The 17,361-nt window shown below is 63.6% G+C and carries 13 protein-coding genes; 6 read left to right on the top strand and 7 right to left on the bottom strand.

The window, feature by feature from the left end:
* The first annotated feature begins 41 nt into the window (after positions 1-41).
* Entirely contained in the window at positions 42-803 is a 762-nt protein-coding gene (gene tam, locus SC318_RS23655; RefSeq protein WP_320428674.1) for a trans-aconitate 2-methyltransferase, read from the top strand.
* Between the two features lie 16 nt (positions 804-819).
* Here tam and SC318_RS23650 read toward each other — a convergent pair whose 3' ends face one another.
* Positions 820-1,383 carry a cysteine hydrolase family protein gene (locus tag SC318_RS23650; RefSeq protein WP_320428673.1) on the bottom strand — a complete coding sequence of 188 codons (564 nt, stop codon included), beginning with the start codon at positions 1,381-1,383 and terminating at the stop codon, positions 820-822.
* 96 nt (positions 1,384-1,479) lie between these two features.
* On the opposite strand from SC318_RS23650, the gene SC318_RS23645 reads away from it, so the two are divergent.
* From SC318_RS23645 to SC318_RS23635, 3 genes are all read left to right on the top strand, one after another.
* Positions 1,480-2,439: a GlxA family transcriptional regulator gene (locus tag SC318_RS23645; RefSeq protein WP_320428672.1), complete on the top strand. Its 960-nt coding sequence runs from the start codon at positions 1,480-1,482 to the stop codon at positions 2,437-2,439.
* 170 nt (positions 2,440-2,609) lie between these two features.
* On the top strand, positions 2,610-3,719 hold the full coding sequence (locus tag SC318_RS23640; protein ID WP_320428671.1) for a DUF3182 family protein: 1,110 nt from the start codon (positions 2,610-2,612) through the stop codon (positions 3,717-3,719).
* Positions 3,709-4,464, top strand: a complete 756-nt coding sequence (locus SC318_RS23635) for an alpha/beta hydrolase family protein (protein ID WP_320428670.1) — start codon at positions 3,709-3,711, stop codon at positions 4,462-4,464. The genes SC318_RS23640 and SC318_RS23635 overlap by 11 nt, the downstream gene beginning before the upstream one ends.
* A 133-nt stretch (positions 4,465-4,597) precedes the next feature.
* On the opposite strand, the gene SC318_RS23630 is transcribed toward SC318_RS23635, so the two are convergent.
* From SC318_RS23630 to SC318_RS23615, 4 genes are read right to left on the bottom strand one after another with little or no spacing between them, the layout of a single operon-like run.
* On the bottom strand, positions 4,598-5,551 hold the full coding sequence (locus SC318_RS23630) for a lysylphosphatidylglycerol synthase domain-containing protein (RefSeq protein ID WP_320428669.1): 954 nt from the start codon (positions 5,549-5,551) through the stop codon (positions 4,598-4,600).
* Complete coding sequence (gene clsB / locus SC318_RS23625; protein ID WP_320428668.1) at positions 5,541-6,803, bottom strand: cardiolipin synthase ClsB; 1,263 nt, start codon at positions 6,801-6,803, stop codon at positions 5,541-5,543. Before clsB ends, SC318_RS23630 begins: the two co-directional genes overlap by 11 nt.
* Positions 6,800-7,576 (bottom strand): endonuclease/exonuclease/phosphatase family protein, encoded by a 777-nt coding sequence (locus SC318_RS23620; protein ID WP_320428667.1) that lies wholly within the window; start codon positions 7,574-7,576, stop codon positions 6,800-6,802. The genes clsB and SC318_RS23620 overlap by 4 nt, the downstream gene beginning before the upstream one ends.
* Positions 7,573-8,499 (bottom strand): DUF72 domain-containing protein, encoded by a 927-nt coding sequence (locus SC318_RS23615; protein ID WP_320428666.1) that lies wholly within the window; start codon positions 8,497-8,499, stop codon positions 7,573-7,575. The genes SC318_RS23620 and SC318_RS23615 overlap by 4 nt, the downstream gene beginning before the upstream one ends.
* Before the next feature lie 212 nt (positions 8,500-8,711).
* On the opposite strand from SC318_RS23615, the gene SC318_RS23610 reads away from it, so the two are divergent.
* Complete coding sequence (locus SC318_RS23610) at positions 8,712-10,802, top strand: mechanosensitive ion channel domain-containing protein (protein ID WP_320428665.1); 2,091 nt, start codon at positions 8,712-8,714, stop codon at positions 10,800-10,802.
* A gap of 106 nt (positions 10,803-10,908) precedes the next feature.
* Here the strand turns inward: SC318_RS23610 and SC318_RS23605 are convergent, their stop codons facing one another.
* Positions 10,909-15,156, bottom strand: a complete 4,248-nt coding sequence (locus tag SC318_RS23605; protein ID WP_320428664.1) for a DEAD/DEAH box helicase — start codon at positions 15,154-15,156, stop codon at positions 10,909-10,911.
* Between the two features lie 166 nt (positions 15,157-15,322).
* Between SC318_RS23605 and SC318_RS23600 the strand changes: the two genes are divergently transcribed.
* On the top strand, positions 15,323-16,207 hold the full coding sequence (locus SC318_RS23600; protein ID WP_320428663.1) for a sugar nucleotide-binding protein: 885 nt from the start codon (positions 15,323-15,325) through the stop codon (positions 16,205-16,207).
* Positions 16,208-16,521: 314 nt separating this feature from the next.
* Here SC318_RS23600 and SC318_RS23595 read toward each other — a convergent pair whose 3' ends face one another.
* A complete protein-coding gene (locus SC318_RS23595) occupies positions 16,522-17,220 on the bottom strand; it encodes an OmpW/AlkL family protein (RefSeq protein WP_320428662.1) in 699 nt (232 codons plus the stop codon).
* Positions 17,221-17,361 lie beyond the last annotated feature (141 nt).

The raw sequence follows: 17,361 nt of genomic DNA, 5'->3' as shown, positions 1-17,361 counted from the left end.
ATATTCGCAGGCTGTGGTCCACCTGGAAAAGGGAAGTCGCAATGACCTGGTCTGCCAAGCAATACACGATGTTCGAGCAACAGCGCACCCGTCCGGTCCGTGACCTGGTTGCGGCCATTCCAGATTCGACCGTGCGTACGGCCGTCGATCTGGGGTGCGGTCCCGGCAATTCCACCGAGGTGCTGGCCCAGCGTTTTGCGCAGGCGTACGTCACCGGCATGGACAGTTCCGATGACATGCTGGCCGATGCGCGAAAGCGCCTGCCCACGCTGAACTTCGAGCTGGCGGACATTGGTGCCTGGAACCCCGGGCAAACCTTCGACGTGATTCTGGCCAATGCGTCCCTGCAATGGCTGCCGGACCACGCCACGCTCTATCCGCACCTGGTCAAACAGTTGAACCCCGGCGGAACGCTGGCGGTGCAGACCCCGGACAATCTCGACGAGCCCGCCCACCGGCTGGCCCGCGAGGTCGCTGCCCAGGGCCCATGGGCCGAAAAGATCGGCGCGGTCAAACATAACGAGCGGCATTCGGCGAGCTATTACTACGAGCTGCTGAGCCAGCATTGCAGCACTGTCGACGTATGGCGCACCACCTACCAACACCCGCTGGCGGACCACGCGGCGGTGGTGGAGTGGTTCAAGGCGTCAGCGCTGCGGCCGTTCCTGGCCCCACTGAACGAGGGCGAAAAAGCTGCTTTCCTGCAGGAGTATCAGGCAAGGATTCCCCAGGCTTATCCAGCCTTGGCCAATGGCACGGTACTGCTGCCATTCCCGCGCCTGTTCATCATAGCCACCCGCTGACGGCATTCAGCGGCGGTCAGGCCACCGCCGCTTGGGCCTTCAAGAATTCATCCGTGGACACCACGGCGGCATAGCCGAAGGCCAGCGAAGCCATGTACGCGCCGTGCACCTGCGCGGCGGGGATCACTTGGCCGTTGAATTCCTGGTCGCGGGTCGCGCAGGCGTCGTGAAGGACGGTGACCGTATAGCCCAGGTCTGCTGCTGCCCGCACCACCGCGTCGATGCACATATGGCTCATGCTGCCGACTACGACCAGGTCAGTAATGCTGCGCTGTTCCAGCAATTGGCGCAGGTTGGTCTGGCGGAATGCGTTCACAAAGTGCTTGAGCACCACCGGCTCATCGCCCTGGTTCATCACCTTGGCATGCAAATGCGCACCTTCGGAGCCCGGTGCGAAGAAGGGCGCGTCATCGCCTGCGAATTCATGGCGTACATGAATCACCGCATCACCGGCCTGACGGAACGCCTGCAACACGTGCGCCGCCTTGTCCGCTGCGGCCTCCACACCCTCAAGCGGCCATTTGCCCTGGGGGAAGTAGTCGTTCTGGATATCGATTAGGATGAGCGCTTGCTTGGCCATGTGTATTGCCTCGTGATGGGTTGATGGGCTCAGTATCTTAGCTGGCGCCGTCGCCGGACATTGGCTGCACCGACAATAACAGGGGGAAAACTGACAATGGCCGTGGTTGAGCTGGGCATATTGATCTACCAGGGCGCGCAATTGGCCGCCGTGCACGGCTTGACCGATTTGTTCGGCGTCGCCAATCGCATTGCCGCCGAGCACCAATCCGCGCAGTTGCCGACGTTGCGGGTCAGTCATTGGCAGGTGGATACCCAGGGCACGCCGGTGCGCGTGTTCGACACCCAGCCTGGTCCGGATGCCCCCATGGCTGCCGTGCTGGTGCCGCCCTCGGTGGGCGAATTCAGCGAAGAACAGACGCCCCCGGCGTTGCTCCACTGGCTGCGCCAGCAGCACGCGGCGGGCACTGTGCTGGGCGGCGTGTGCATCGGTTCGATCATGCTTGCCCGCAGCGGCCTGCTCGATGGGCGCAGCGCCACTGCCCACTGGTCGTCCGCCGAGAGCTTCGCCATCCGTTACCCGGCCGTGCGCCTGGAAGCGGATAAACCCATCGTCGATGACGGCGACCTGATCACCACCGCCGGGCTGATGGCCTGGTCCGCGCTGGGCCTGCGCCTGGTCGACCGTCTGCTGGGGCCGAGCATCGCGGCCGGTACTGCGCGCTTTCTGGTGATCGAACACAGCGACAGCGCCAGCCAGTGCGGCAGCAACTTCGCGCCGATCCTGGGGCACGGTGACGCAGCAATCCTCAAGGTTCAGCATTGGTTGCAAGCCAGCGGCGCGGTGGATGTTTCGGTTGCCGCCATGGCGCAGGAAGCGGGGCTGGAGGAGCGCACCTTCCTGCGCCGCTTTCGCAACGCCACCGGTTTGAAGCCTACCGAGTACTGTCAGCACCTGCGGGTGGGCAGGGCGCGGCAAATGCTTGAGTTCACCAATGGCACCATCGACCACATCGCCTGGACGGTGGGCTACCAGGACCCCAGCGCCTTTCGCGCCACCTTCAAGAAAATCACCGGCCTGGCCCCCAGTGACTACCGCAACCGCTTCGGCGTGTGAATCGTGCAGAACGCCGCGTGCCCATCGGCGCGTCGTGCAGAATGGCGCAGGCTAACTGCTATCGCGTTTTCAGCAACGGGTTGATTTTCAAGCGCTCCTGCTCAACGCGAGCTTGGCGTGATCCCTGCTAGTCTTCCCTTACACACATGGCCGGATGCCAAGGGGGACGCATGACCCCGATTTCACGTAAAAAACAGGTGGTCGCTCACTCAACCCGAGTCGACGCGCCCGAACATGAAGTCCAAACCAACCTCGCCCTGGCGCGATGGCTGGCGCAAATAATGGGGTTAAAATTCGGCGGCAGTTACGACCCGCACACACACGCTGGCCGCGATCTGTACCTGCTTCCCACACAAACCGTGGTGGGGACTGCCCAGGCACGGGCGCTGAATATCAAAGGCCCAGACGACCTGTGGGGGGGGTATGTCGATCACCCGTTCATCTGCACCAAAGCCATCAGTCACGGGCTGTTAGGCCCTGAAGCCAAGGCGCCAGAGGGTTGGTCGCCGCTGTTCAGTGAGCGCGTACGCGACGTCGTCCTCGACGGCTTGAGCGTCTTCGCGCTGGAGGACGCACGGCTTGGCGCCACTCGCTTGCTCTACAGCGGGCCGATTCGCTTGAAACCCCTGTACGCCAGCGCTGGGCGCGGCCAGCAAGTCATCCGCAGCCTCGACGAATTCGACGCCCTGCTGGCGCGCCCCGAAGCCGCTGGGACCTTCAGCGAGGGCGTCGTGCTGGAACAAGACCTGCACGACGTAGTCACTCACAGTGTGGGCCAGAGTTTTATCGGCGATCACGTGCTCAGCTACTGCGGCGAGCAATACCTGACCCGGGACGGGCAGGGTGAAGAGGTCTATGGCGGCTCCCGATTGCTGGTGGTGCACGGTGACTACCACGACCTGCTCACGCTGAACCTGACCGACGATAGACGGGAAGCCATCAGGCAAGCCCAGGTTTTCGACAGGGCTGCCGATGAAGCCTATCCGGGCTTTTACGCGTCGCGGCGCAATTACGACATTGCCCAGGGCCTGGACAGCGACGGCCAACGCCGCAGTGGCGTGCTTGAGCAATCCTGGCGCATGGGCGGGGCCAGCAGCGCGGAAGTCGCGGCGCTGCAGAGCTTCATCAACAACCCGAGCCTCAAGGCCATTTGGGTGGCCTCGGTGGAAACCTACGTGGACCAGGCGCTGCCGGCGGATGCCATCGAGGTGTACCGAGGCCCGGCCGAGAACAGCGACTTTCTTCTCAAATATGTGACGGTTGATTCTTATGACGGCTAGAAGCGAGAGCATTGCGATCGATATAGACGACGAACAGATGAGCGGGACCTTCCTGAGCCCCAAATCCAAAGTGCCGGGGGTGTTGTTCGTACACGGTTGGGGCGGTAGCCAGGAGCGCGACCTGGAACGCGCCAAAGGCATCGCGGGGCTCGGCTGCGTGTGTTTGACCTTCGACCTGCGCGGCCATGCCGGCACCGGCATCCCGCTCTCCCGGGTCACCCGTGAAGACAACCTGCGCGACCTGCTCGCCGCTTACGACCGCCTGCTGTCCCACCCGGCGATCGACACTTCGGCGGTGGCGGTGGTGGGCACCAGCTATGGCGGCTACCTGGCGGCGATCCTCACCTCGTTGCGCCCGGTGCGCTGGCTGGCGCTGCGTGTGCCCGCGTTGTACCGCGACCAGGAATGGCTCAAACCCAAGCGTGACCTGGATAAAGTCGACTTGATGGATTACCGCAGCACGCTGGTCCAGGCCGAAACCAACCGCGCCTTGCATGCCTGCGCGAAATTTACCGGTGACGTGCTGATCGTCGAATCGGAAATCGACGACCATGTGCCCCACGCCACCATCATGAGTTACCGCGCGGCGTGCCAGCAAACCCATTCCCTGACCCACCGCATCATCGATGGCGCTGACCATTCCCTGAGCGATCCGGTGTCGCAGCAAGCCTACACCTCGATCCTGGTGAGCTGGATTACCGAGATGGTGGTGGGGGAACGGCTGAGCATCATTCAGTCGCAATGATCCTCTGTACCTGGTAGTAGCGGGAAGAGAAGTAACCTGTGGCGAGGGAGCTTGCTCCCGCTGGGCCGCGAAGCGGCCCCAAACAATGGCACTGATGCGCAGTCCAGCGGGACAGGCTCCCTCGCCACAGGTATCAGGCGGTCTTCTTGACCCGCAACGCCTTCGCCTTGGCCTCCACCGCCAGGTACATCACCAGCGCGATCAGCAGCGGGCAAATAAAGTAGATCGCCCGATAAGCAATCAACCCGGCCAGCAAACTGCCGCGTGACGCCTCATGCTGCAGCAGGCCGATGAACACCGCCTCGAGTACGCCGAGCCCGGCCGGAATATGCGTGAGCACACCGGCAATCGCGCTGATCAGCAGCACCCCGAGTACCAGCGGGTAATCGAGTTTCGCCGGCAGCAGGGTAAAAATCACCGCTGCCATCAGCGACCAGTTCAACGCGCCCAGAACCAATTGCAAACACGCCATGCGCAGCGACGGCAGGTTGATCTCCATGCCGCGGATCGTCCACGCGCGTTTTTTCGAAAACCGGCAGGCGGCCAGGTAACCCAGGCTGGCCAGCACCAGCAGCGCGCCGATGCCTTGCAGTGCCGTGGTGCTGACCTTCCAGCCCGGCGGCATGCTCACCAGCCCACTGCTGAACACCGCACCGGCCAATGCCATGTAGCCAAACCAGTTGGTCGCCAGGCTCAGCCCGAGGATCTTGGCGATATTGCCGGTGCTCACCCCCAGCCGCGAGTACAGCCGATAACGCATCGCGATGCCGCCCACCCAGGCGCTGAGGTTGAGGTTGAACGCGTAGCTGATGATGCCCACCGGCAGGATCTGCTTCCAGCGCAGCGGCTGGCGAATGTAGGTGCGGCCAATCAGGTCGAAGCAGGCGTAGACGATAAAGCTGCACAGGGTCAGCGCGCTGGCGATCAGCAAGGTGCGCACTTTGAACTCGCTCAAGGTGTGCAGCACTTCGCTCCAGTCGATGCGTCGGGCGAGCAGGGTGAAAAGCACGATCAGCAACAGGAAGAACGCAATGGTCAGCGGCTTCTTCCAGCGCTGGAACCGTGAGCCGTTTTTTTCAGACGTCATGGGCCGGACTCTCGATGGGTTTCAAACGCGGCTTGTGTGCCGGCAGCCAGCCGGTCAGTGCGGGGAAGTGGCGCATCACATGAAACACCAGGAAGCCCACGGTCAGCCGCCACAACCACAGGCGTGGCTTGCGCTTTTCCGGCATGGTCTGGCAATGGTCCCTGGCCAGCGCTTCCAGGCTTGCGTACAGCTGCTGATTGAAGGCCCGATCGCGAATCAGCACGTTGGCTTCCAGGTTCAGGGCCAGGCTCAGCGGGTCCAGGTTGCTGGAACCCACGGTGCTCCAGTCATCGTCCACCAACGCCACCTTGCCGTGCAGCGGGCGCTGGCAGTACTCATGAATCACCACGCCATCCTTGAGCAAATAGTCATAGAGCATGCGCGCCGCCAGCTTGGCGAGCAGCACATCCGGCTGGCCCTGCATGATCAGTTGAACCTGCACGCCACGGCGCGCAGCGTTGCGGATCTCGCGCAGCAGGCGGTAGCCGGGGAAGAAATACGCGTTGGCAATCACCGCCCGCGTGCGGGCTTTGCTCAAGGCGTCGATATAGGCTTCTTCGATGTCGTCGCGGTGCTGCACGTTGTCGCGGTAAATCAAGCGGACCAGGCCGTCCTCATTCGACGTTGCCGACAGCCCGGGGCGTTGCGGGCGCCGCCGCCAGCCACGCCGGGCGCGCACCTGGCGACCGCTTTGCGCCAGGGCGAAGTGGTGCAGGTCGGCCACCGCCGGTCCAACGATCTGTACCGCATAATCCTGCTTGGCCTCAGGGCCGAAATCGCCCAGGTGGTCGGCGGAAAAATTGATGCCGCCGATAAACGCCACAGCGGCATCCACCACCACGATTTTGCGGTGCAGGCGGCGGAACCAGTTGGTGCGAATACCCAACACCTTCGAGGCCGGGTCGAACATCTGCACCGCCACACCGGCCTGCGCCAGCTCGCGCAAAAAGGCGGCGCTCAATTCGCCGCAACCAAAGCCATCGAGGCTGGCCACCACCTTCACGCCGCGTTGCGCCGCTTCGATCAGGATGCCTTTGAGCTCAAAGCCGACCTTGTCTTCGAAGAGAATAAAGGTCTCCAGCAGGATCTCCCGCTGTGCCGCGCGCATGGCCTCGAACACCTTGGGAAAGTAGGCCTCGCCGTTCTCCAGCAACTCGACGTGGTTGCCGCTCTGCCAGCCGTAATCCAGGTCACGCGCCTTGGCATCATCCGGCGGCTGGTCGGTGGCGATATGTTCTACAGCAACGTTCATAGCTCAATCTCCACCGACAGCGGCACATGATCGGAAAGATGGGACCAGGGGCGCGTGGTCAGCACGCGGGGGTTATGCACCGTCAGGTTGCGCACGTAAATGCGGTCCAGCGCCAGCAGCGGCAGGCGTGCCGGGAAAGTGCGTGCGGGCTTGCCCTGGGTGTGCACGAAGACTTCCTTGAGGCCGCTTTGGCTGAGGTCGGCGCGCTGGCGCCAGTCGTTGAAATCGCCGGCCACCACCAGTGGTGCGTCTGCCGGAATTTCGCCGATGCGCTGCTCCAGCAGGCGCAATTGCTGCTGGCGATGCACCTCGCGCAGGCCCAGGTGGATGCAGATCGCATGCACTTCCTGCCCGCTGCCTGGCAGGCGCAACACGCAATGCAGCAGGCCACGGTTTTCATGGCCGCTTTGGGAGATATCGAGGTTGTCGTAACGGATGATCTGGAATTTGGACAGCAACGCGTTGCCGTGATCGCCGTGGGGGTAGACCGCGTTGCGCCCGTAGGCGAATTGCGGCCAGATGCTGTCGGCGAGGAACTCGTACTGCGGCATCTTCGGCCAATCGCTGTAGCGCTGGGGGTGGCGTTCGTGGGTGCCGTGGATCTCCTGGAGAAACACCATGTCGGCGCCGACACTGCGCACCGCTTCGCGCAGTTCGGGTAGGATGAAACGCCGGTTCAAGGCGGTGAAACCCTTGTGGATATTCACCGTCAGCACGGTGAAGCGATTGACGGCGGCGGTCGGCGTGATGGGGATCAATTCCGGCTGTGTCATGGCATCACTCCCGGCTCGGGCAGTCGCCCCGGCTCAGTCGCCAGGTGCTTATCCAGCCCGAAGCGCTGCAATAGTTGGCGGGCATCGAAAGGTGCGCGCACCTTGATGTCGTTATCGAAAAAGCAGAACACGTCGCGCTGTTTGCGCGCGCGCGGCTTGTGTGTTGGGTCGATCAACTGCGCATCGGCAGGCTGTTTGCCGTGCTGCCAACGCTCAATGCGGTCGCCCCAGCGCTTGAGCGCATCGTCGGTGTAACCGCTGGCATAAAGTTGCTTGTCGCCATGCAGGCGCAGGTACATGAAGTTGGCGGTGACGTCTTCGGCATACGGCCACTTGCCGGCGGTGTCCGCCACCACCAGGGCGACGCCGTATTTATCCAGCAGATGCACAAACTCAGGCACAGCGAAACTGGTGTGGCGAATTTCCACGGCATGGCGCAAGGGCTGCTTGCCATAGGCTTTCATGCTCGCCTTGCCATTCAGGCGTGGCTCATGCTGGTGGGCGAGGGCGGCGGCCTGCTGGGTGGTGGTGGGCAGTTCGGCGAGGAAGGCTTCGAATAAATCCGGGTCGAACTTGAAGCTGGGCGGAAATTGCCAAAGGATCGGCCCGAGCTTTTCCTTGAGCTCCAATACCCCGGACGCGAAGAAATTCGCCATGGGCTTGTGCACATCCCGCAGGCGCAGGATGTGGGTGATATAGCGGGGGGCCTTGACGCTGAACACGAATCCCTCGGGCGTATCGGCATACCACTCGGCGTAACGCTTGGGCGTTTGCAGCGCGTAGAACGAACCATTGATTTCGATAGCGTTGACGGCGCGTGACGCAAACTGCAACTCGCGTTTCTGGGTCAAGCCCTCGGGGTAGAAATCGCCCCGCCAGGGCGTGTAGCGCCAGCCGGAAATGCCGATGTGAATCGCCGCCATGCTTGCTCCCGTGGATGTAAGGTCGATTGACCTGCGTTTTGGGATGACTGCGATCTTTGGCTGAAAGTTTCCACGCGCCTACAGACGGTAGAGCAGACGGTAAAGCACACGGCAGAGGATCCAGACGCAGGCGCAGGTGGGCTGAATCAGGGGAACGATCACGGCGCAAACCCGTCAGTTCCTTACAGACCCCCCTTAAGGAGCCCGGTGTTTTGCTGAATATAAAGACTGCATTACTGCTCGGCGCGCTGCTGTTCTGCGGCAGCGGCGCACTGCAAGCCGCGGCCACCGCGCCTGAACCCGAGGCCCCGGCCAAGCCGGAATTGCTGGTCGAAGGCGGCCTGCTGGGGGCCATCAGTTCCAGCATCGATGATGTGCAGCAGAAGCTGGACCTCAACCAGAACTTCATTGATGAATGGCGCCTGCGTGCCGACCGGGCCGCCGACGAAGTCGGACGGCTGGTCAACCAGACGGCCGAGCGCTCGCCGTGGAGCGTGGCGGGGGATTTCCTGTTGCTGTCGGCCGTGTGGATCGGCGCCTTTGCGGTGCTGACGCTACTGGGTCGCCTGACCGTGCGGCGCTTGTGCCAGCGTGAGTTTTTCCGGCGGCGCGGGCGCCTGCTGGGGGTGCTGGGGTATGTGCTGCCTTACACCATCCCGGCCCTGATCTGCCTGCCGTTGACGCTGTATGTCAGCCACGTGCTGGCCAATTCGGTGGGCCGCGCGCTGGCGCTGTGTTTTGCCTACGCCACCAGCAGCGGCATCTTTTCCACCTCGATCCTGCTGTGCGTCATCGTCATGTTCAACATTGGCCACAAGCGCCCGGCGGTGCGGATAATTCGCGACTACTGCCCCAAGCCGCTATTTCTGATTGGCTTTCTCGCCGCCCTCAGCGACGCACTGACCAGCCCGCAGATCGCCCGCCAGTTCGGCGGCAATATCACCAGCAGCGTCGCGGTGTTTACCGGCCTGTTCGCGACGGTGATCTTCGGCGTGCTGGTGGTGCGCCTGCGTCGCCCGGTCGCGCATCTGATTCGAAATCGCGCGCTGGCCCAGCGCCTCAATCACCCGGCGTTGCAGCAGTCACTGCGGGTCTTTTCCGGCCTCTGGTACTGGCCGATCCTGCTGATGGTGCTGGTCTCGGCGATCAACCTGATCGGTGCCGGCGACGACAACCAAAAGGCCCTGCGCTGTGCGTTGTTCACCACGATCCTGCTGATCGGCACGGTGTTTCTCAGCACCGTGCTGCAACACCTGTTCAAGTCTCGCAGCCAGGTGGCGATCCAGCGCAGCAGCGCCTACAAGGAACGCTTCCTCAGCCTGTTGCACGCGATATTGCGCATCGTCATGGCCATCGCTTTTATCGAAATCCTCGGGCGTATCTGGGGCGTGTCGTTGTTCGAATTTGCCCAGCGCAACTCGGTGGGCCGAGCGATCAGCGATTCCCTCAGCAGCATCGGCCTGATCCTGCTGATGACCTGGCTGTTCTGGGTGGTGCTCGACACGGCCATTCAGGAAGCGCTCAAACCCCCGGTGAACAAGCGCTCCGGCCGCCAGCCCAGCACCCGCGTGAAAACCATCCTGCCGCTGCTGCGTAACGCGGTGAAGATTATCCTGGTAGTGATTTGTGCGATCACTACCATGGCCAACCTGGGCATCAACGTGGCGCCGCTGCTGGCGGGCGCTGGTGTGGTCGGCCTGGCCATCGGTTTTGGCTCCCAGCAATTGGTGCAGGACGTGATCACCGGCCTGTTCATCATCATCGAAGACACGCTGTCGATCGGCGACTGGGTGGTGCTCGACTCCGGCCATGCCGGCACCGTCGAAGGCCTGACCATACGCACCCTGCGCCTGCGTGACGGCAAGGGCTTTGTGCATTCGGTACCGTTCGGGCAGATCAAGGCGGTCACCAACCAGTCGCGGCAGTTCGCGTATGCGTTCTTCTCGGTGCAGTTCACCTACGACACCGATGTGGACAAAGCGGTGGAACTGATCCGCGAGGCCGGGCAGTCGATCCGCGACGATGTGTTCCTCAAGTACAACCTGCAAGGCCCGCTGGAAGTGTTTGGCGTCGACAAGATGGACCTCAACGGCGTGGTGCTGACCGCGCAGTTCCGCACGGTGTCGGGTGGGCAATATGCGGTGAGTCGCGCGTTCAACCAACGGTTGAAGAAGCTTGTGGATAACTGCGATGAAGTGTTTTTCGCGCAGACTTATCCACAGCAGGTTTTATTGCCCAAGCGCACGTCGCAGGTGGATGAGCCAGAGGCGGTGATGCTGAGTGAGCAGCCCAGGCCTCAATAAGGGGTTGTCTGTTATGGCCTCATCGGGTTCAAGCCCCCTCCCACATCTTGATCTGCGAACCCAATCAATTGTGGGAGGGGGCTTGCCCCCGATGAGGCCCTCAACCTCAACGCCTGACCAACCTCTCCTGCACCGCCTGCTGGTCCACCTGCGACAAAATCTGCTGCTTGCCCCCCACCATCACCGCCGCCGGCACCCCATCCCGATACACGATCCGATTGCCACTCACCGCCGGCACTTTGCTCCCCGGTAACAGCGTGCCCACCAGGTTCAGCGGGTCCGCGCCGCACACTGCGATCAGGCTCCCGTCATGGGGCCGTCGCCGCACTTCGCGCAGCACCGCAACCGCCTCCGGCAGCGCGAACTGTTCCCCCGCCAGGCCACTGACAAACCGCCCGCCGCGAATCTCGCCCCGTGCTTCCAGGCGGTGGAAGGTGCGCAACAGCTCGCGCCAGCTCGGCAGCCAGTCCGCTTCGCGCTCCAGCAAGCGCCAGAACACCACGCCATAGCGGCGCAGCAGGGTCATCGCCACATGCTCCAGGGTTTCGGCCGAATGCGCGCCGGCGGCATTCGGCGCGCGGCGAATCAAGGCCCAGCGCCCGGCGTCGTCCATGCCACCGATAAACGCGCCGCGCCCCCGCCGGCTGCTGCGTGCCTGGCGTTTGCTGGCGGGCGTGGTCAGGGCGCGCAGGCCGGCGAAGCTGTCGGCATTGACCAAACCCGCGCCGACCAGCTCCTGCAGAGCGGTCTCCAGTTCGCTGCGCAGCAGATGGGCTTCATGCACCAGTTCATCGAAAAACAACGCGCCCTGTTCGCGCAGGGCCAGATGGACTTTTTGCGCCTTGGGCGACAGCGTTGTGCTGTCCGTCTGTTCGGTCAGCCCGCTCCACAGCGGCACTTGGCTGCGCGGCAAGAGCACGATGGGCGTGCTGCGCAAGGCGATGGCGCTGGCCTTGTGGCTCAGGCGCGTCCACACCAGCTTGCCGCTGCGGCACAAGTCATCCAGCCAGGTCGAGGTGTAATCCTTGATACGCGCGCTGAGCAGGTCACTGTCCCAGGCCGAGGTGGCGGCGGCATAGCCTTCGAACTGGCCGACAATCTGCGCCAGCACCGCGCTGCCCTGGCCGCGGGTGCTGTCGGACAGGTGCTGCCAGTCGAACAGAAAACGCATGAAATCCTGCAGCGCCACCGGTTCGATTTCCCGGCGCAGGCGCTTGACGGTGTAGCGATGAATGCGCGCCAGCAGGTGCCGTTCGCACCATTGCTCTTCATCGGCGCCGGGGCTGAAGTGCCCGCGCAGCACATAGCCTTCCAGTTCCAGCCGCGCCAACGCCTGGGCAACGGTGGGGGGCGGCAATGCCAGGGGCGCGGCGATCTCGGCCAGCGTCAGTGGGCCGAAACCGCCCAGGCGTGCGCGCAGCACTTCCACCAGGGCCTCGTCGAATGTCCACGGCTCGTCGAAACCCGGCAGCAGCGGCAGGTTGTGCGGGTAGATCGCCTGCAGACAGCTCAAGCGTTCCACGGCCACCCACAGACCATTGGGCAGCGGATAAGCGCGCCCGGCCTGGGTCAACGCGTTCAGCCATTGGGCCCATTGAGGCGTGATTTCCGGCTCTGCAAGGCAGGCCAGGTTCATCAGCGCTTCGTGCATTTCATCCGGCCCCTGCGGCGCCGGCCAGGCCTCCTCGCGCACGCCGGCGATGGCCTCAGCATCCAGCGCGCCGAGGTCGTCGGTACTTTGCGGGTCGCTCCAGCGGCGGTTGAGCACGGCCTGGGTGCGGCGCTCTTCCAACGGCGCGTCATCGAGAAAGGTATAGGGCCGCGCGCTGAGAATTTCCGCGGCCATCGGCGACGGCGCGGGCAAGTCGCGGCTGACCATGCGCACCTCGCCCGCTTCCATGCGCCGCAGCAGCGCGAGCCAGCCCTCGCTGTCCATGGCTTCGTGCAGGCAGTCGTCGAGGGTTTGTTCCACCAGGGGATGGTCGGGTACTTCGCGCTCGCCGGCGAGGTTTTCAAGGCAGGCGATCTGGTCGGGAAACACGCTGGCGATCAGGTCTTCGCTTTTCATGCGCTGGATCTGCGGCGCCACCTTGCGCCCGCCGGTATAGCGCGGCAAGGCCAGCGCCACCCCGGCGTTCCAGCGCCAGCGCACACCGAACAGCGGCGCATCCAGCACGGCCTGGATCAACAGGTGTTCGGCGCTGTGGCTGTTGAGGTAACGCCACACCTCATCCAGCGCGAAGCTGTGGCTGGTGGACAACGACAGCACAATCGCATTTTCGCTGGCCGCCGCTTGCAGCTCGAAGTTGAAGGTGCGGCAAAAGCGCTTGCGCAGGGCCAGGCCCCAGGCGCGGTTGATGCGGCTGCCAAAGGGCGTGTGAATGATCAACTGAGTGCCGCCGGACTCGTCGAAAAACCGCTCCATGATCAAGGTGTCCTGGGACGGCAAGGCGCTGAGGGCCAGGCGTGCACGGGCCAGGTAATCGAGCAGTTGTTCGGCGCTGGCGCGGTTCAGGCCGAGCGTACCGGTGAGCCAGGCCTGCGCCGGCAGCAGGTCGCCGGGGCTGGCGCTGAGCAGCTGGTCCAACTGCCCCTGCAAGCGCGCCACGGCCGCCGATAACTCGTGGCTGCGTCCCGGCGCTTCGCCGAGCCAGAACGGAATGGTCGGCGGCTGGCCGTGGGCGTCCTCCACCCGCACCTTGCCGGCTTCAACTCGCAGGATGCGGTAGGAGGTATTGCCGAGCTGGAAAATGTCCCCGGCGATGCTTTCCACCGCGAAGTCTTCGTTGACGCTGCCGATGTTCAGGCTCTGGGGCTCCAGCAGCACGCTGTAGTCGGCGTTGTCGGGGATGGTGCCGCCGCTGGTCACTGCGGTGAGCCGCGCGCCACGGCGACCGCGCAGGGTGTGGGTCACGGCGTCACGGTGCAGATAAGCGCTGCGGATGCCCTGACGCCCGTTGTAGCCCTCGGCTAGCATGCGCAACAGCGCCTGGTAGTGGCGCTCGTCCAACTCGGCATACGGCGCGGCGCGGCGGATAAGTGCGAGCAGGGCGGCTTCCGGCCATTCGCGCGCACTGACCTCGGCGATGATCTGCTGGGCCAGCACGTCCAGCGGCGCCACCGGGATGTGCAAGGTGTCGAGCTCGCCACGGCGCACGCAGTCGAGGAGGGCGGCGCATTCGATCAGGTCGTCGCGGGTGGTGGCGAACAGGCGACCCTTGGGCGTGCCGCCGACCTGGTGCCCGGAGCGACCGACCCGTTGCAGAAAACCGTTGATGGAGCCAGGCGAGCTGATCTGGCAGACCAGGTCGACGTCGCCGATATCAATCCCCAGCTCCAGGGACGCAGTGGCGATCAGCACCTGCAGCTCACCGGCCTTGAGGCGTTGCTCGGCATCCAGGCGCATTTCCTTGGCCAGGCTGCCGTGGTGAGCGGCCACCGCGGTTTTGCCGAGGCGCTCGCTCAGGTGTCGCGCCAAGCGTTCGGCCAGGCGCCGAGTGTTGACGAATATCAGCGTGGTGCGGTGCTCACGGGCCAGTTCGGCGAGGCGATCGTAGACCAGGTCCCATACGTCATTGGCCATCACTGCCGAGAGCGGCACCTTGGGCACTTCGATGTCCAGGTCGCGCGGGCGGGCGTGGCCGATGTCGACGATGGCGCACTCGCGTGCGGTGCCCACCAGAAACCGCGACACCGCTTCGATGGGCTTTTGCGTGGCCGACAGGCCGATGCGCGTCAGCGGCTCGGCGCACAACGCTTGCAGGCGCTCCAGGCTTAACGCCAGGTGACTGCCACGCTTGCCTGCGGCAATCGCGTGGATTTCATCGATGATCACCGTGCGCGTGCTGGCGAGCATGTGCCGGCCGGAATCCGAGCCGAGCAGCACATACAGCGATTCCGGGGTGGTGACCAGGATATGCGGCGCACGCTTGCGCATCTGGGCGCGGTCTTTTTGCGGGGTGTCGCCGGTGCGCACCGCCGTGCGGATCACCAACGGCGGCAGGCCAAGTTTGTGCAGATGTTCGGTAATGCCCGCCAGCGGATTTTGCAGGTTGATCTGGATATCGTTGGAGAGCGCCTTGAGCGGCGAAACGTAAACCACCAGGGTTTCATCGGGCAGTTGGCCGCCATTGGCCAGGCCCTGGTGGACCAGGTCGTCGAGCACCGCGAGAAAGGCGGTCAGGGTCTTGCCCGAGCCGGTCGGCGCGGCGATCAGCGTCGAACGGCGCTGACGGATCAGCGGCCACGCCTGGGCCTGCGCGGCGGTCACCGAGGGGAAGGTGCTGCGAAACCAGGTACTGACGGCGGGGTGGAAGCCGTCCAATGCACGGTCTGTCGATTCGGGAAGATTCATGTAGTGATTGATGCCTCCTGCTCCCACAAGTTGCACGCACGTACTTTGTCCGTGACGGTTGCGCTACAAACCCGCAAAATGCAACGATTCTGGAATAAACCTACGGCAGCGCTCATGCGCCTGCCGACACAACCATCGTTCCAAACAGACCGGGCCTGCTCAATCTATGCGAATGCGCCTTATGTTACTGGGCGGCGGGAATGCCCTCGGGCAGGCGCTGATTCGCCTCGGTGCAGAGGAAGACATCGGTTTCCTCGCCCCCAAACCGCCCCAAGACGGCTGGGATGCCGCGAGCCTCACCCAACTGCTCGACGACACCCGTCCCGATGCGTTGATCAACCTCGCCTACTATTTCGACTGGTTCCAGGCCGAGGCAGTCAGCGAAACCCGCCTGGCATCCCAGGAGTTCGCCATCGAGCGCCTGGCCGAATTGTGCCAGCACCACAGTATTACCCTGGTGCAACCGTCCAGCTACCGCGTATTCGACGGTTCCCGCGCCACCGCCTACAGCGAAAAAGACGAGCCGGTGCCCCTGGGCCTGCGCGGTCAGGCGTTGTGGCGTATCGAGCAGAGCGTACGCGCCACCTGCCCGCAACACGTACTGCTGCGCTTTGGCTGGCTGCTGGACGACAGCGTCGACGGCACCCTCGGACGCTTCCTGGCCCAGGCCGAAAAGCCCGATGAACTGCTGATGGCCGACGACCGGCGTGGCAACCCGACACCGGTGGACGATGCAGCGCGGGTGATCATCTCCGTGCTCAAGCAACTCGATTGCGCGGCGCCGCTGTGGGGCACCTACCATTACGCCGGTCACGAGGCGACCACCCCGCTGGCGCTGGGCCAGGCGATCCTCACGGAAGCGCGCAACTTCCACCCGCTGGCCATCGAGTCACCGACCGCCCAGGCCCATGCGGCCCGGCCGGATGCGGCCCAGGAACCGCAACACGCGGTGCTGGCCTGCAAGAAAATCCTGCACACCTTTGGCATCAAGCCACGGGCATGGCGAGCAGGCTTGCCAGCGTTGCTCGACCGCTTCTACCGGCGCACCTGACCCAACACAAAACCAATGTGGGAGGGGGCTTGCCCCCGATAGCGGAGTGTCAGTCAAAAGATTCCTGGACTGACCCACCGCCATCGGGAGCAAGCCCCCTCCCACATTTTGGTTATGCCGTATTTATCCTCGGTGGCCCTGGTGCTGATATCGATACAGCGGGCCCTGGCTAGATCATCCACACCTGACACAACACAAAACCCAATGTGGGAGGGGGCTTGCCCCCGATAGCGCAGTGTCAGTCAAAAGATTCCTGGACTGACCCACCGCCATCGGGGGCAAGCCCCCTCCCACATTTTGCTAATGCGTGTTGCTTAGAATTTGTAACCGATGCCCACCATGTAGACCATCGGGTCGACATCCACGTTGACCTTGGCCCGGGTGCCCTGGCCCAGGGCATTGTTATCCACGGTGGCCTTGGTGCTGATGTCGATATAGCGCGCCTGGGCGTTGATCATCCATTTGTCGTTGATCATGTAGTCGGCACCGATCTGCGCGGCCCAGCCCCAGGAGTTTTCGGCCTTGAAGTTGCTGAACCCGGCTTGTTCGGCGCGGCTGCCGACGTGTTCGTCGTAGATCCAGGTGTAGTTGATACCGGCGCCCACATAGGGCTGGAACGCCGACTGGTGGTCCAGCGGGTAGTACACGACGCTCAAGGTCGGCGGCAAGTGTTTGAGTGTGCCGAGCTTGCCGTTGGCGGCGCCGAGCGCGGTGTTCTTGATCTTCACGTCGTGCTCGAACGGCGTGGCGGCCAGCAGTTCGATACCGACGTGGTCGGTGACCATGTAGGCGAAGTTCAAGCCCAGTTGGGTGTCGCTGCTCATGGTCGCCTTGCCGCCCAGGTTGGTGCCGGCCAATGGGCCTTGGTCAACCTTGACGCTGCTGCTGTCGGCCTTCGGATTCACGGTGATTGCACCGGCGCGAACCAGAATGTCACCCGCCTGGTGGGCGTGGGCGACAGGGGCGACGAGGGCGAGCGCGAAGAGGGACGCGCCGAGCAGAGACTTGTTCATGGGAGCTCCAAAAGGACGTTAAAAGTTGTACGTCCAATGGTAAAGATCGTTCCGCTCGATCTTTTGACTCAGCTCAATGAAAGGCCAACCACGCTGCAAAAACTGTGGGAGGGGGCTTGCTCCCGATGCGGTGGGTCAGCC

The organism is Pseudomonas sp. MUP55 (genome assembly GCF_034043515.1).
In the GTDB taxonomy this organism is placed as follows: domain Bacteria; phylum Pseudomonadota; class Gammaproteobacteria; order Pseudomonadales; family Pseudomonadaceae; genus Aquipseudomonas.
The sequence above is the reverse complement of the archived record's forward strand: the minus strand, read 5'-3'. Positions and strand labels throughout refer to the sequence as shown.

Bases quoted from the DNA above. Each gene is read 5' to 3' on its own strand.
- tam (WP_320428674.1), top strand. From the start codon at position 42: ATGACCTGGTCTGCCAAGCAATACACGATGTTCGAGCAACAGCGCACC.
- SC318_RS23650 (WP_320428673.1), bottom strand. From the start codon at position 1,383: ATGGCCAAGCAAGCGCTCATCCTAATCGATATCCAGAACGACTACTTC.
- SC318_RS23645 (WP_320428672.1), top strand. From the start codon at position 1,480: ATGGCCGTGGTTGAGCTGGGCATATTGATCTACCAGGGCGCGCAATTG.
- SC318_RS23640 (WP_320428671.1), top strand. From the start codon at position 2,610: ATGACCCCGATTTCACGTAAAAAACAGGTGGTCGCTCACTCAACCCGA.
- SC318_RS23635 (WP_320428670.1), top strand. From the start codon at position 3,709: ATGACGGCTAGAAGCGAGAGCATTGCGATCGATATAGACGACGAACAG.
- SC318_RS23630 (WP_320428669.1), bottom strand. From the start codon at position 5,551: ATGACGTCTGAAAAAAACGGCTCACGGTTCCAGCGCTGGAAGAAGCCG.
- clsB (WP_320428668.1), bottom strand. From the start codon at position 6,803: ATGAACGTTGCTGTAGAACATATCGCCACCGACCAGCCGCCGGATGAT.
- SC318_RS23620 (WP_320428667.1), bottom strand. From the start codon at position 7,576: ATGACACAGCCGGAATTGATCCCCATCACGCCGACCGCCGCCGTCAAT.
- SC318_RS23615 (WP_320428666.1), bottom strand. From the start codon at position 8,499: ATGGCGGCGATTCACATCGGCATTTCCGGCTGGCGCTACACGCCCTGG.
- SC318_RS23605 (WP_320428664.1), bottom strand. From the start codon at position 15,156: ATGAATCTTCCCGAATCGACAGACCGTGCATTGGACGGCTTCCACCCC.
- SC318_RS23600 (WP_320428663.1), top strand. From the start codon at position 15,323: ATGCGAATGCGCCTTATGTTACTGGGCGGCGGGAATGCCCTCGGGCAG.
- SC318_RS23595 (WP_320428662.1), bottom strand. From the start codon at position 17,220: ATGAACAAGTCTCTGCTCGGCGCGTCCCTCTTCGCGCTCGCCCTCGTC.